14 protein-coding genes are annotated in these 14,548 nt (G+C 41.3%); all 14 read right to left on the reverse strand.

Going from position 1 to position 14,548, the window contains the following annotated elements; all coding sequences use genetic code 11:
• Positions 1-9: 9 nt before the first annotated feature.
• The 14 genes from H8S75_RS16160 to H8S75_RS16225 all read right to left on the reverse strand — a co-directional run bounded on the left by H8S75_RS16160 (position 10) and on the right by H8S75_RS16225 (position 14,537).
• Positions 10-1,227 (reverse strand): glycosyltransferase, encoded by a 1,218-nt coding sequence (locus H8S75_RS16160; protein ID WP_187022526.1) that lies wholly within the window; start codon positions 1,225-1,227, stop codon positions 10-12.
• A 7-nt stretch (positions 1,228-1,234) separates the two neighbouring features.
• Positions 1,235-1,750, reverse strand: coding sequence for a serine O-acetyltransferase (locus H8S75_RS16165; RefSeq protein WP_207729162.1), 516 nt, complete (start codon positions 1,748-1,750; stop codon positions 1,235-1,237).
• 3 nt (positions 1,751-1,753) lie between these two features.
• The gene (locus tag H8S75_RS16170; RefSeq protein ID WP_187022527.1) at positions 1,754-2,680 is read right to left on the reverse strand and encodes an ATP-grasp fold amidoligase family protein; all 927 of its coding nucleotides are present in this window, start codon (positions 2,678-2,680) and stop codon (positions 1,754-1,756) included.
• A gap of 9 nt (positions 2,681-2,689) precedes the next feature.
• The gene (locus H8S75_RS16175) at positions 2,690-3,829 is read right to left on the reverse strand and encodes a glycosyltransferase family 4 protein (protein ID WP_187022528.1); all 1,140 of its coding nucleotides are present in this window, start codon (positions 3,827-3,829) and stop codon (positions 2,690-2,692) included.
• A gap of 5 nt (positions 3,830-3,834) precedes the next feature.
• A complete protein-coding gene (locus H8S75_RS16180) occupies positions 3,835-5,040 on the reverse strand; it encodes a glycosyltransferase family 4 protein (RefSeq protein WP_187022529.1) in 1,206 nt (401 codons plus the stop codon).
• 3 nt (positions 5,041-5,043) lie between these two features.
• Entirely contained in the window at positions 5,044-6,006 is a 963-nt protein-coding gene (locus tag H8S75_RS16185) for an ATP-grasp domain-containing protein (RefSeq protein ID WP_187022530.1), read from the reverse strand.
• 99 nt (positions 6,007-6,105) lie between these two features.
• Positions 6,106-6,735, reverse strand: coding sequence for a sugar transferase (locus H8S75_RS16190; RefSeq protein WP_187022531.1), 630 nt, complete (start codon positions 6,733-6,735; stop codon positions 6,106-6,108).
• Positions 6,736-6,744: 9 nt separating this feature from the next.
• Complete coding sequence (locus tag H8S75_RS16195) at positions 6,745-8,070, reverse strand: DegT/DnrJ/EryC1/StrS family aminotransferase (protein WP_187022532.1); 1,326 nt, start codon at positions 8,068-8,070, stop codon at positions 6,745-6,747.
• 29 nt (positions 8,071-8,099) lie between these two features.
• Positions 8,100-8,633, reverse strand: coding sequence for an antiterminator LoaP (gene loaP / locus H8S75_RS16200; RefSeq protein ID WP_187022533.1), 534 nt, complete (start codon positions 8,631-8,633; stop codon positions 8,100-8,102).
• A gap of 165 nt (positions 8,634-8,798) precedes the next feature.
• Positions 8,799-10,652: a polysaccharide biosynthesis protein gene (locus H8S75_RS16205; protein ID WP_187022534.1), complete on the reverse strand. Its 1,854-nt coding sequence runs from the start codon at positions 10,650-10,652 to the stop codon at positions 8,799-8,801.
• Positions 10,653-10,669: 17 nt separating this feature from the next.
• Positions 10,670-11,413, reverse strand: a complete 744-nt coding sequence (locus H8S75_RS16210) for a CpsD/CapB family tyrosine-protein kinase (RefSeq protein ID WP_187022535.1) — start codon at positions 11,411-11,413, stop codon at positions 10,670-10,672.
• The gene (locus tag H8S75_RS16215) at positions 11,414-12,148 is read right to left on the reverse strand and encodes a YveK family protein (RefSeq protein WP_187022536.1); all 735 of its coding nucleotides are present in this window, start codon (positions 12,146-12,148) and stop codon (positions 11,414-11,416) included. It abuts the gene before it with no gap.
• 19 nt (positions 12,149-12,167) lie between these two features.
• Positions 12,168-12,899 carry a CpsB/CapC family capsule biosynthesis tyrosine phosphatase gene (locus tag H8S75_RS16220; RefSeq protein WP_187022537.1) on the reverse strand — a complete coding sequence of 244 codons (732 nt, stop codon included), beginning with the start codon at positions 12,897-12,899 and terminating at the stop codon, positions 12,168-12,170.
• 93 nt (positions 12,900-12,992) lie between these two features.
• Positions 12,993-14,537, reverse strand: a complete 1,545-nt coding sequence (locus H8S75_RS16225) for a tudor domain-containing protein (RefSeq protein ID WP_187022538.1) — start codon at positions 14,535-14,537, stop codon at positions 12,993-12,995.
• Between the last annotated feature and the right edge of the window lie 11 nt (positions 14,538-14,548).

Raw genomic sequence — 14,548 nt, forward strand, 5'->3', positions numbered from 1 at the left:
CCCTTATAATTAAAATTGAATTTGCCTCATAAGAAAGTCAACAATATGCTTCGCCATAATTTTATAATTTTTTGACTTTAATGCAAAAGCTTCAGCAGACTTACCCATTCTCAACAATTCGTTTTGTTCTTTTTGCAATACTTGAAATATACTATCTGCAATTCCATTAACTGTTTCATTTTCAATAAAGAAGAAAAATGGATAATATTCTTCTGGCATTCCTTTAACCTTAGTAGTGAGTATCGGTGTACCTGATATCATATACTCTAGTATCTTTGAAGAGAATGAGTAGTTGCTGTAATCGTCATCCGTAGGTTTATTGACTATAAGAAGATGAGCTTTTTTAAGTGCTATTAGCAATTCCGTGCGCTCAACCCTTCCCATAAATTTAATACGTTGATCTTTTACTGCGCATGCTTCAATATATGAAGCATCTGCTCCCGCGCCATAAAGATGTAATTCGGCATCCATATTTGTTTTCATAAAACCATCTACCAAGTTATGTATACCGTACAATTTGCTAAGATTTCCACCATACAAAATAGTTTTCTTTTCGTATTTTTCCTGTTCTGGAATATCCTCGAAAATGCTTTTGTCGCAAAAACCTTCTGACACAAGATATGGTTTGTTGTCAATCTTCATTTTTTTCGCCATCGGCTTAGTAAACAGCACGTAGCTATCACAGGCACCCTGTAATCGAAGCATCTGCTGCGTTATTTTTTGAGAATATCCCCCCCTTATCCCTTTCATTTTCTTCCAAGAATACATATACTCAGGAAGATCCGGTACCACAGCACACAAATGACAGCCATACTTTTTACATAACTGGATAGCTGGCTCCGAATATGATGGATACATAGAATACATCAGCACAACTTTATTATTTATCCCTTCATTATTCTTCAACCATAATTTAAGCAAACGCTCCACACTTTTCTTAATTGTGACCTGCTTCAATCCTTGAACATTAACGAATGGCACCCATTGAACATGAATTTTGTTGAAAATCACCTCATGCCTGGAATTTATTCGTTTGTAGATACTATATGGATAAGCTGCTACCGCTGGAATGCTAAGTGCCTCCACCTCTGCTCCATTCTCTGATAATCCTTTTGCTAACATGGTCTCATAATTTACCGGAGCAACAGAAGCTTTTTCTTTACTGTTTCTATTTAACAACTCCATCTGTTCTGTGGAAATTAGAGAGCCAAGTAATAGTATTTTCATATTGTTCTCAATCCTTATATTTAATTATTTCAGCCGGAATTCCACCACAAACACAATTATCTGGCATATCATGTGTAACCACTGCATTTGCTCCGATTGTTACATTATTTCCAATCTTCACGGCCCCAAATATTTTAGCTCCTGCACCAATAATTACATTGTTTCCAAGTATTGGAGCCACCTTTTTATCAATTTCCTGGCCTATTGTTACTTGCTGTGCAATCCATGCGTCTTTTCCAATATGTGCATAATGTGAAATAATAATTCCATTCAGTCCATGCTGTAAATGAGGCGGCGTTTCAAAATGTGCTCCAAATCCAATATCGGTTCCCATAGAAGCATTATTGAAAGCATCCATTCTTTTTATTCTAAACAAATAAAAGAGTTGTTTTATTCTGTATAGTATTCCACTGCCTGGAGTAATGACTACTTTCCGCATTTTCCAATACTTATCTGGATTATAGTGCTGTATGTGGTGCATGATAGCCGCTACAAAAATATTTTTTCTATTAACTCTATCCATATTTTATAACCCTAACATCTTTCCATATTTTCGATCATATTCCTTGGGTTCAAAGGGAATTAATCCTCCTCCAGAATGAAATGTCAATTCACTAAACACAATCCGGCCATCTATATTGTACAAATCCACTCTGACTAACTCAAAAGGTACTGCCAGACGTTCTGCAATTTCAATTAATGTATCTCCATTTTCCGGTTTTCCATCTCCGTCAAATCCATCATACCCATATTTCACAGGCACAATATCCCAATTTGAATCGAAAATATTATCATATCGTCTCCCAAGTATTTGCTTATTATGCTGAATAAATCCCACTTTTCCACGAAAGCAGAATAACTTATACTCCTCCAGCTCCCCATCTTCAGGTAAAAGAAATGCATCACACATAATACGCGGTTTAATAATTTTATAATTTTTTTCTCTATCCTTATAATAGAAATTCTGTGACAACCAATGATCAAATTTCTTTTTCGCCTCTTTTTTATCCAATTTAGTTTTATCCTGCACAATTACATTATAAGAAGACCCATGAGTTGCTTTTAAAGCAAAAGAATTCGGCAAAACCTCAAAATCTATTTGATCAAACTTATCGTAAATACCCAGCACATCATTCAAATATTTCTTTCCTACAATCTTCTCAACATATTTTCGAACCTCATACTTATCTGTATACTGACTTAATGAAAGTTTTTGATCAGAAAATTTATTGGCACAAATATACTCATTCATTGTTCGCGGATGCGCAAAATCAGGAATATAGCCAAACATAACTGTAAAAAGCATTTTTGAATGTTGTTTATCAGAAATCAAATGCGGACACTTCCCAAAAAATGCTGTTAATAAAACTTTTACTGCTATTCTTATTTTAAATATGAACAATTTCCATAATCCACGTTTTTTTGGTCGAAAAGCTATATTTCTATTTAACATATATCCCCTTCACGCTTCTATCTTATTAAAAGCCTCTATATACTGCGATACAATCTCATTAACATTCAGTTTCTGTGTAATATATATTTTTATTTGATTACACATAGAGTCATACTCATCTGCTTCCATACACATCAGAGAGTTAAGTGCATGGATAAATCCGCCCTCATCATGTAACGCAATGACATATCCACCATTTCCATTTACGTCTTTCCAAGGTGTTTGGTCGCTTATCACTACTGGCTTACCAATAAGCATTGCTTCTACAATAGAGTGTCCGAAATTCTCTCCAGTAGTTGGCATATAATATGCATGATAGGCAGCAATCGTCGCAGGCACCTCATCATGTTCAAGTACACCACAGTATTTTACAGTAACATTTGTAGGAAGCTTTTCAATTTCTGCCAGGCACTCTTTCCAGTATTCTTTATCTTCTATAGAACCATAAATATCGTACTTAATTTTACCTGAAAGTTTTCTTAACCATTTAATTGCTTTCAGGACATTTTTAGTGGGATGGATTCTCGCAATATATACTAGCTTTAATTCATTCGGTTTTTTTTCTAGTTTCTCATAACAGCAATTCATAATTGTAGAAATATTCTGTATGTTCAGAATATATCTATCCTGAATTCCTAACAAACGCATTTCCTGAATGCACTCCTCCCGCCCCGTCCCTTGAAAGTAGATCTCTTTTAACAGGCCGGAATATTGAAAAAGTTTACAGTAAAGATTCTTTTTTATCTTCCCCTTTTCAATCCGTTCCGGATAAAATTCTCCCCTTGGCGCGACAATAACCTTCACATTGCTATGTTTTTTTTTATATATCAGTACAGGAAGTAAATCGTCCATACTAAAAAAGCTATTCTGATAAATTACATCCGGCTTTACTTCCTCTATCAATGACATAATATTGCTGAAAGTATGATATCCCTTAGGCACATAATAGGCCTTTCCAAAGTCGAATTTATTCCAACCATTTTGAATATTTGGAAGGGGGCGATCGTCATCCAATTCATGATTTTTTGAAATTATATAAATATCGAACCTTCCCTTTATTGACTGAACTACATTCATAACACTAACAGGGGGCCCTCCACTTTTTTTTTGCGGCCAGAATAATGATGCCATAATCAACAGTTTTTTCATTTTTCCTATACCAACTTTTCTATTTCAGCAACAATTAAACGATATGTATTAACCCGATCAAATTTCTCTTCTGCCATTCTTCTGGACTGCATCCCCATTTTTTTACGCAACTCTTCATCTTCTATAAGTTTCAAAAGTGCATTTGCAACCTGCTCCACTGAATCTACGTCGCAATTAATTCCGCACTGATACTCATTTATCAGGTTACGGTATTCCTGACATTGCTGCGTGTTTAACACTGGCAGTCCAGCCGCTGCATAATCAGCATGCTTGTTGATAATACTCTGTGCCGCTCCTTTTACAATCGGATTAACCGCAATATCTGATTTACATAAATAAGCTGACATTTGTGAATAATTTAATCTACCAAAAAATGTCACTGGTATTTTACAATCAGCTGCATACTTTTTAAATCTGTTTAGATAAGGACCATCTCCAAAAACATTGAATTTCACCGGTCTTTGAACTTTTTCAGCAATGATATTTAATGCATCAATAATGATTTCTATATTATAGCTATGTCCTAATGTACCCACATAAGTAACCCAAATAGTATTCGGAGGCTTCTCAACTGAAAACAACTTACTGTTTTCATCAAACTTTTTTAGATCCGTTCCCAAAAAGACGCATAAACCATCTGGATCCTTTTTATTATTTTTTAGTCCGCGATTCTTATATGTATCAGATACAGCAATAATTTTATCCGCTTGTGCGTAAAAGTTATTGGCTTGTAAAGTCATAGGGAAAAAAATCATATCACTAATAAAAGGAACATGAATCACCAGTTTAAATGCCTCTGGCCATAAATCTTGAATATCAATAATAAATGGTATATTATTCTTTCTACAGTAATTTGATGCAGTCGCCCCGACATTTAACGATGGAACAGAAGCAAAGATCAAATCTGGCTTCTCAATCTTTTTTAAATATTTTTTCAATTTTTCACCAAAAACATAATGGCTATAAAACCTTTTAAGGCAAACATTTTTTTTATATCCTGGTTCATATAGCATAGTAAAATCATATAAGACCAAATCAAGCATCCCCTTTTGTAAATCCCTTTGTTGCTTTGCCTTATGTGAAAAACTCGTTGTAATAATCTCAACTTGAAATCCTTTTGTAATAAGCATTTCCGCTAAATAAACAAATCGGTTATTTCCTGGTTCATCAGGTGTTTGGCTAAAATGATCAATAATCACGATTTTTTTCATAAATTATATCCTTACTATTTTTACCTCGTTGTATTTCATCATATAAATTCCTTCTTCATAACTTCCTATGCATCCAGGATTTATATTTCCCCGCAAGTTATTTAAAATCATTTTTGTATGATCACAACCAGCTTCATAAGCATGTGGATATCCACCGCCAAACCTTGGATTGACCTCAGAAATATAATACTCGCCTGCAATATCAAAAATATCAATATCGATTTGACCACAGTATCCAGCCTCTGAAACAAATTTTTTAATAAGATCAAATAATTTATCGCTCTTAAAAGTTACGGCCTTATCTGTTTCCCCAGCACGCATTTTAATTTTTTTCTTTGTAAAAATAGATACCACTTCACCCGATATCAAATCGATATATACATCTGCACCAATTTCTTGCCCATTAAGGAACTCTTGAATCATTAAATTATTCTCATGGTCAAAAAGCATATCAACAGTTTCCCTGTCGTAGGCTTTAGATATGCTTATTGATGCTGAACCTTTCGCTGGCTTAACAACAACTGGGTATTCAACTTCACCTTTCTCAATGGCACTATAGAATTTCTCTCTATCCAGCCATGATCTGGCACAATTATATCCATGGTTGATTAACCATTGATACATCTGGTATTTATCCAAAGCCATTTCACACAGTTCATAACAGCTACCAATAACTGTTGTTCCAACAGCTTGAAAAGCCTCCTTATATTCTGCCAACATACTCAGTTCTGGATCAATAAGACTAAGAACTCCATTAATACTTTCTTTTTTGCAAATATCTAGAATCAAGTCCATATATTCTGGTGACGTAATCGCCGGTACAATATAGTACTTGTCCGCATCGTATATAGCAGGAGCTAAATTGCTAATATCCGTAGCAACCACTTTCCCTGATCCTGCAAAAGTTTTCTTAAAATATTGAACAATTTTGTTTCTTGTTCCAACTGCAAGTATTAGAATATTCATTACCTGACTCCCTGTTTTATCAAATATTTTTTCCTATAAAATCAAGAATTCGCTGTAAAAGTCCTAAACTTTTATTCATTATTACAGAAAACTCCTTTTCTATTTTGCCTTCTCTGCTTGCTCGCGTCTTTGATCTGCAAAATTTGGTTCAACAGTCCGCGTATTCTCTGCAACGTCTTCATGTACAAGAACCTTCCTTATTGTCAAGAAAAAAACCTTTAAATCAAATCGAAAAGATATATGGTCCACATAAAATATATCTGTTTTAAATCTCTGATCCCAATCCAGATTATTTCTTCCATTTACTTGTGACCAGCCTGTTAAACCTGGTCTGACATCATGACGCCTATATTCTTCTTTGGTATACCACGGTAAATACTCAATCAGTAGCGGACGCGGCCCTATAATAGACATATCACCTTTTAAAATATTAAAGATTTCCGGAAGTTCATCCAGTGATGTAGAGCGCAGAAATCTGCCATATTTATTCAATCGCATCTCATCCGCTAATAGATTTCCAGCTTTATCTTTCTCATTACTCATAGTACGGAATTTTATCATTTTAAATATCTTTCCATGCCAGCCTGGACGCTCTTGCGTAAAAAATGGATTACCTTTCATTTTGATTGCGCCGATAACAATTAAAATAATGAATATCGGAGAAAGTACTATAATTGCACACAAGGAAAGTATGAAATCAATTTTTCGTTTAAAATGCTTTGTGTACATTCATATCTCCTATCTAAAACATCGATGGATAATATCAACAATTCCATCCACCTGCTCCATGCTCATTTTGTTATCGCTTGGCAAACAAAGTCCTCTATGGAAAATATCCATTCCGACATCCAGCGGCCTTCCATCCTGTCCGATCGTTGCACCGTCAATATAGGCATTTGTATTAGCCCTGCCATTGCCTTCCCTAGTCACAAAATCATTCATTCGATATATCGGCTGCATATGCATCGGTTTCCAGATAGGGCGTCCATCAGCATTGATAATACTAATCGTATCCAATATCTCTGTCGGACAGCTCTTGCCATGCTCTGGTACATAAAGTGCCTCGTATTCTCCTCTGATCTGTCTGCACATGCTTCCAGAATCTACTATCATACAAGACAACCAAAAATTTGGAACGCTGTTATCCTTATCGTAGGGATTCATCATCAACGGCAATCCTTTTAAGCCTTCCTTGTACCTTTCATAAATCGCTCGTTTTTGAGCGATATGTTCTTCCAGATATGGGATCTGCCCTCGAAGTATGCCTGCAATAACATTACTCATACGATAGTTAAAGCCCAATTCTTCATGCTGATACCATGAAGCGGCTTCCCGGCTTTGTGTAGACCATTTACGCACTTTATTAGCATTCTCTTCAACATCAGTCAAAAGCATGCCTCCAGATGAACCGGTAATAATCTTATTGCCATTAAAGGAGATACAAGCTGTATCTCCAAACATGCCTGTTTGTATATTGTTATATGTAGCTCCCAAAGACTCCGCAGCATCCTCTATAAGTAATGCATCATGTTTATCCGTAATTTTTTTGATCTTCTCAATCTTTCCGGGAGTACCATACAAATGTGCCAAGATGACCAATCTTACTTCTGGATTAATCTCAAATGCCTTCTCCAAAGCTATTGGATCCATATTCCAAGTATCATACTCCGAATCAATAAATACTGGTTCTCCACCCTCGTAGACTATCGGATTAACTGTCGCACCAAAAGTCATATCCGAACAGAATACTTTTTTACCTTCAAGCGTTCCGTGACCTGCCTTTGGTCGTCCATAGAGCTTTTCACCACAGAGTTTTACTGCTAAATGAAGTGCCGCAGTACCAGAAGACAATGCCACTGCATACTTACGTCCAACCTTCTCCATTATCATACGTTCCACTTCGTTAATATTGACACCTACTGTAGACACCCAATTTGTACGAATGGCTTCATCTATCCATTTCCGTTCATCACCGTGGATGGTAGGGGAGGAAAGCCATACTTTATTCTCAAATGGCTTTATTCCATGAAACCTGGGATCTGATAAGTACTTCTCTCTTTCCATTACTCTTTACTCCCTCATAATCTATCTTTTCATTTACCATTGTAAATTGAACCATCTGCCATTTTTCCCAAAATCTCCAATCCCAACTCCACTCTCTGTTTTCTTCCAAACAGGAGAAGTTCCAGCCATGCCTTTCGTTTATGCCTGTCTATCTTACAGATAACCCCCTCCTGTCCTTTTAAGGGGCCGTCCAGTATAATCACCTGACCATTAACGATTACACCTTTCGACACGTTTACAATTTGATCATCATTGCCGATCTGTTTCAAAAAACGTTCTTCTTCCGCTGTTAAAGGAACGATCACGCTTCCGCTGCCAAGTAGTTTTGTAAGTCCGCAGATCCTTTTCAGGCCCAGAAAAAGCGCCTCCACATCCTGGCTGATGACAAAGAGATACCCAGGAAACAGAATCTTCTTCTCTTTATGCCATTCTCCGTGGTAGCGTTTCATTTCCTCACAGTATGGGATAAAACACCGTTCCATTGCCGCTCTGTCTATCAACTTCCCGCACTGAAGCCTTATGGATTCCTCTGTTCCCGTCCTTACCTGTATCACATACCACATAATATAAATTCCTCAACCGCTCTTGAATGCATGGAATACTTTATCCTCTCCCAAGGGCGTGCTCCGCCACTCCGTCCTGTTCCAGGCGGATTCACGTCGTTTCTTCTATCATTCAATCAGTCTAAAACGCGGCAGTGCGACGATTTCAGCCAATTGAAATTTGTTCTACTGGTAATGATATTCCGGTACAATCTGATGGACCAGCTCCCTCATATCCGTTGTCTCATTCCAGGCTGCTTCATCAAGCCTGAGCAGGTCGTTCTCGAATTTACCATAATCCATCTGGATCGGTTTTCCCACAAAAATACGACTGTTCTTCGTCCCCTGCAGTCCTTCCTCTGCCATCAAAAGCTCCTCATACATCTTTTCTCCCGGACGCAGCCCCGTAAACACGATATCAATATCTTTATATGGCTCATATCCAGACAACCGAATTAAATTCTCCGCCATATCCAGAATTTTCACCGGTTCCCCCATATTAAGAACAAAGATTTCTCCGCCCTTTGCATAAGCTCCTGCCTGCAGAACCAGGCTCACTGCCTCGGGAATGGTCATAAAGTACCTAATAATATTCGGATCTGTAACTGTAACCGGCCCACCCGCTTCAATCTGCTTCTTAAATAACGGGATCACGCTTCCACTGCTTCCCAGTACATTGCCAAATCTTACTGCAACAAATTCCGTACTGCTCTTACTGTTACACATCTGGATTACCATTTCACAGAGACGCTTACTGGCTCCCATGATATTGGTTGGATTAACCGCTTTGTCGGTGGAAATCAGGACAAAGTGTTTCGTTCCGTATTTCATGGCCGCCTTGGCGGTCTTATATGTACCTATTACATTATTTTTAATCGATTCGTTTGGACTGTCCTCCATAAGCGGCACATGCTTGTGCGCCGCAGCATGATATACGACGTCCGGCCGATATGTCTTAAAAACAGAATCCAATCGGTTCGTATTTCTCACCGATCCGATCAGTGTGACTAGATCCAGGTCCGGACAGTTCCGTTTTAGTTCCTGCTGTATTTCATAGGCATTATTTTCATACATATCAAAGATTATCAGGCGTTTTACTCCGTGCCCGGTCAGCTGTCTGCACAACTCACTGCCGATTGATCCGCCGCCTCCTGTTATCATGACGACTTTGTCTTTTACGTATCCCATGATCTCATCTAAATTGACCTTGATCGGTTCCCGTCCTAAAAGATCATCAATCTCAACATCCCGAAGCTTGGAAATACTGACTTCGCCGCTCATCAGTTGGTAGAGGCCCGGCAGAATTTTCAAACTGCATTTTGTCTTCTGGCAGATCTCAAGGATTTTTTTTCGTTCTAAGCCGGTTATTGTAGGAATTGCAATATAGATTTCATCAATATTGTACTTTTCTGCCAGTTCCGGTATGTCCTGCCTTGTTCCGCGGATGGGAACGCCATTCATATATTTTCCGGTTTTATTCCTGTCATCATCAATAATACAGACCGGAACCCCCGGCGCTTTGTCGCTGCCGTTCAATTCTTTTACCAGAAGCGCTCCCGCCTGGCCGCCCCCAACAATCATAATCCGCTTCACAACATTGCGCTTTCTTCCCAAATGCCGACCCGCCTGGCGTAAAGCCCGGTAACTCATACGGCTTACCCCCACTGATGCCGTCAAAAACAGAAGCCACAGGATATGGTAGCTCCTCGGAAGCTCAACCTCCAAAAACTTCATCCCCAGAATCTGAACAACAAACGCTGTACCACAGGCCGCAACAATGGATTCCAGCTCTATTATCCCGGCGCTGCTCCACATAATGGAATACAGGCGGAACAGAGCGAATACAAGAACGGTCGTCACCGTCAGAATCACGCTGTATGACTTGACTGCGCTTATATATTGTGAGGGTATGGATTTTGTGGACAAATCAAACCGGATCCAAAGAGCTAAAAATGAGCAGATCTGAATCATACAGATATCGTAGATAAGAAATAATACCGATCGGAACCATTTATTTGCTATAATACGTGTCTTTATCATTTTATCCCCTTCGTATCCTACTTGCGCCGTCTGGAACGCTTTGCCTGTTTTTCTTCACTGCTTCCGCTGGCCCCATAACCGTAATACTTCCCATAGTACTTACTGTAATACCCGCTGTAATAGCCTTTATTCTCCTGGTCCACCTTGTTAAGAACCGCGCCCAGGATCCGGCATCCGCTCTTCTCCAGCTGGCCTTTTACCTTTTGAACCATCTTATAGCTGATGACTCCGCTCTCCACCACGATAACGGCTCCATCCACATTTCGCGCAATGATCGCCGCGTCAATGACGCTGCCCAGAGGCGGGGTGTCAATCAGAATGTAATCGTAGTTTCCCCGCTGTTCGCCGAGCATCTCCTCAAACCTGACATTTCCCAGAAGCTCCGCCGGATTCGGTGTGGACGGGCCGGCGAAAATTACTTCCATGTTTTCTATGTTTGTGCTGTAAGTGACATTTTCGGCGGATTCCTGACCTACGAGATAATGGCTCAGTCCTCTCGTCTCCCGGTCGACGCGGTAATGGCCCATCAGGACGGATTTGCGCATATCCGCGTCCAGCAGAAGCACCCGTTTCCCATCCTCGGCAAATGATCTCGCCAGTTGGAATACGACTGAAGTTTTTCCCTCGTTGGGAATGGTACTGGTAAACAGGATCACCCTCTGGTCGTCACCGCAGAATGTGATGTTGGTTCTCAGCGTTTTGAACGCTTCGTTTGTCCGGAAATCCAGCTGCGGTATTTTATTAAATTCTACCTTCTGCATTTACTCCACCGCCCTTCTTCCCCATTTGCTTTTCTTTCTTTTTCTTTTCTCATTTTCTTCAAATTCCGGTATCTGCCCCAGCGTGTTGAGGTCCAGATAGCGCTCGATATCTCCGGCATTCCGAATGCTGTCGTTCATCAGATACAGCAGAATGATAACGCCTGCGGCCGCGATTCCTGCCGCCAGTCCGCCGAGTACCGTATTCTTTCTCACATTGGGACTGGAAGGCGCTGTGGGGAGATTTCCCTCTTCCACGATTTTTGGCGGCACCGAGTCCATGATCTCGGCAATGCGCGCTACCGACACCGATGCCATCTCATCGGCAATGGCCCGTGCTGTCTCTGGATTTGTATCCCTGGCTGAAATAGTCAGAATTCTCGTATCGGCCGGATTGTTGACCGTAATTTTCCCATTTAACTGCTGATAACTCATGTCTAATCCCAGATTCCTTGTCACCTGCTCAAGAACCGGACGGCTGGTCACCAGCACCTTATAATCCTTTGTCAGCTGTGTTCCCAACTGAAGATCTGACAGCGATGTAATATTGTTTGTCTTGTTTAATATGTAAATCATGGTGGAAGAAGTGTAAACCGGTTCCATCAGGGTTGTTGTGTACAGCATGGCCGCCGCCGCCCCCACGACAACCGCCAGAATCATAATCCACAGCCTTCTTTTCATCACCCAGAAAAGCTGCAGCAAATCAATCTCTATCTCATCGTCTCTTGTATCTTTCATCGTTCTCCCTCTGAAATTCTTATAGTATCCGGTCCTCCAGCAGCCTCGCAGGATTTTCATAGAGCACACGCTCCACAAGCCCATGATCACAGTGGCGTTCCAGCCATTCCACCGCCTTTCTCATCCGCGGCGGTTTCCTGTCCGCGCCATGTGCATCCGTGGAAATCAACTGGACATAACCGGCTTTCATCAATTTTCTGTACCAGACCATCCGCACGTCCGGAATCCGCTGAAAAAAGCACTCTGTGTTCATCTGAATCACAATTCCCAAATCACGCAGTTCCTCTATTCTCTCCACGCTCTGATACAGGCAGACATATCGCTCCACATGTGCCAAAACCGGGATATATCCCTTTCTCACCACGCGAGAAAGCCCCTGAAACATATCCTGGTATCTTACCCCCTGATAGAATTCCAGAAGCACGTACTTTGTATCTGCAATTGTAAATATCTCGCCCTGTTTTAACAGTTCCTCCACACCGGAAACGCAGAGCACTTCGTTGCCACAGTAATACTTTATGCCTTGAATCCCTGCATTTTCGGCGGCCTCTTTGACCTCATTTATTCGTTTTACAATGACTTCCTTCTCCGCCGAAACCTTCCCCGGTGTATAATGAGGGGTAAATACGATATGGCTGATACCTTCATCCCACGCCATCTGAACAGCACGCAGAGACTCCTCCAGAGAAACGGCACCGTCATCTATTCCATAAAGCAGATGGCAGTGGAGATCAAATAGACCGAGCGGCATTTTTGTACCCCCCCCCCCCCCGAAATGATTCTGATAATCATTATTATCTTTATTTCTTCCTTTTCTCATTCCTCTCATGCCATCCTCCCGACTTCATCTTTCGTACTTCATACATTTTGATATATAGAATGCCATTGCTGACAAACAGCAGCCCATGCCTCCAAGTGAAAGTGCACTGTATCCGGCTGAGACTGACAGATACCGGGCAAATTCATTCATATAGACCGGTTCTGTCCATACAGTTCCATCCCCTCCGAATCGCCAAAGCAAAAGACCGCAGACGGCAAGGCCTAAAAATCCCACAAACAGGCTGGCTCCGAATCTATTGACTGCCCGGTAACCGGAACGGCTCAGGCAGATCAGTTCTGTGGTCCCCAGTGAAAAGACCAGAACAGCGCCTCCCAGTAAAACCGGCATCCAGCGCACAAAATCCCTCGTCTTCTGGCGCCACCAGTCCATCCCCGCCCAGTGCACCAGATTCTCACACCGTGCCTCCAGGCCGTTCATCAGGTACTCCATGCCCGCGGCAGCCACTTCAGAATTCGGATATGCATGCCTGTAACCGGCAGATACAAAAGACCGCAGCGGTTCCATCGCTCCCGCTAAATCAGTGTGCGGCGATTCTCCCTCAAGCTCTGCTTTTACCTGCTGCCTGGCAGTCAGTACCACATTGGAATACTTGACCGTGTCCCCGTAATCATATTCAGGCGCCTGGATCAAGGACAGAGTCCTGAATGTCTCCCGTTTCATATCGTCATAAACCGTCTGGTACCAGGAAGTCTTTTCGATCTGGTTTAACACCGCCTGTTCTGAAAATGCTCCAATGCGAAGCGATAGAAGCAGTCCTGAAAGGAAACAGGCGCCGGCCGTCATGCAGATTACAATCGTCTGCAGCACTTTTCTCACCTTGCTCCGGCGCCTTAAGCTCCGGTTCCTGGCAGTTTGGGCCAATGCCGTTATCAAAATGAGTAAACACACGGCTTCGCCCACCATGAGCAGGCAGTAAAGAGTCGGATCTAACAGACGGAGCCACCCATTTTCTGTTCCAACTCCAGTTCCTGCGTTCTCTCCTCCCGCACGATTCCCTCCGAACCACCAACACCCCGGCAGCCGGACAATAACAGGAGCACACTTCTTGAACTTTTCATCAAGCTTATTGCCAGTCCACTCCTCAAATGGTTCGTCAGACCTCTCCCCAAGCTGTTTGTTGGACCGCTCCTCATCTCCTGACAAGCCTTCCTGTCCATAGCCCTTTTCTTCCTGAGATCCCACATCTGACTCCATCGCTTCTCTGGTATCTGTAGCGGTATCCCCACTGCCTCCGACTTCATAGAGATAGCCTTCCGTCACACCGCGTTCCACACTGCCGTACATTTCTGCGGCCGCGGCGGCGCAGGTATCTGCGTTTAAGTCCACATCCTCCCTGCAGAGGTATGCGATCAGCTGGTCGATATACGTCTGTTTTGCCCGGTACTCTTTTCCATTCCATTCAAACGTACCTTTGGCCTTTGCCACCAGCTCCTGCTCGCTGGCATTTAATCCGGAGGCGCAGCCGGTCAACGGTGTGATCAAAACAAATATAATGGATAAAAGAAATGTAAAAAGGATTACTGATAAACATTTTGTTCTTTGAATCATCTCAGAGGACC

This window comes from Hungatella hominis (assembly GCF_014288005.1).
Classification (GTDB): Bacteria; Bacillota; Clostridia; order Lachnospirales; family Lachnospiraceae; genus Hungatella; species Hungatella effluvii.

What these genes read in the sequence shown, in the direction of transcription:
- H8S75_RS16165 (WP_207729162.1), bottom strand. Translation starts at nt 1,750, where the DNA reads ATGGATAGAGTTAATAGAAAAAATATTTTTGTAGCGGCTATCATGCAC.
- H8S75_RS16180 (WP_187022529.1), bottom strand. Translation starts at nt 5,040, where the DNA reads ATGAAAAAAATCGTGATTATTGATCATTTTAGCCAAACACCTGATGAA.
- H8S75_RS16220 (WP_187022537.1), bottom strand. Translation starts at nt 12,899, where the DNA reads ATGCCGCTCGGTCTATTTGATCTCCACTGCCATCTGCTTTATGGAATA.
- H8S75_RS16170 (WP_187022527.1), bottom strand. Translation starts at nt 2,680, where the DNA reads ATGTTAAATAGAAATATAGCTTTTCGACCAAAAAAACGTGGATTATGG.
- H8S75_RS16210 (WP_187022535.1), bottom strand. Translation starts at nt 11,413, where the DNA reads ATGCAGAAGGTAGAATTTAATAAAATACCGCAGCTGGATTTCCGGACA.
- H8S75_RS16205 (WP_187022534.1), bottom strand. Translation starts at nt 10,652, where the DNA reads ATGATAAAGACACGTATTATAGCAAATAAATGGTTCCGATCGGTATTA.
- loaP (WP_187022533.1), bottom strand. Translation starts at nt 8,633, where the DNA reads ATGTGGTATGTGATACAGGTAAGGACGGGAACAGAGGAATCCATAAGG.
- H8S75_RS16215 (WP_187022536.1), bottom strand. Translation starts at nt 12,148, where the DNA reads ATGAAAGATACAAGAGACGATGAGATAGAGATTGATTTGCTGCAGCTT.
- H8S75_RS16225 (WP_187022538.1), bottom strand. Translation starts at nt 14,537, where the DNA reads ATGATTCAAAGAACAAAATGTTTATCAGTAATCCTTTTTACATTTCTT.
- H8S75_RS16190 (WP_187022531.1), bottom strand. Translation starts at nt 6,735, where the DNA reads ATGTACACAAAGCATTTTAAACGAAAAATTGATTTCATACTTTCCTTG.
- H8S75_RS16160 (WP_187022526.1), bottom strand. Translation starts at nt 1,227, where the DNA reads ATGAAAATACTATTACTTGGCTCTCTAATTTCCACAGAACAGATGGAG.
- H8S75_RS16195 (WP_187022532.1), bottom strand. Translation starts at nt 8,070, where the DNA reads ATGGAAAGAGAGAAGTACTTATCAGATCCCAGGTTTCATGGAATAAAG.
- H8S75_RS16175 (WP_187022528.1), bottom strand. Translation starts at nt 3,829, where the DNA reads ATGAAAAAACTGTTGATTATGGCATCATTATTCTGGCCGCAAAAAAAA.
- H8S75_RS16185 (WP_187022530.1), bottom strand. Translation starts at nt 6,006, where the DNA reads ATGAATATTCTAATACTTGCAGTTGGAACAAGAAACAAAATTGTTCAA.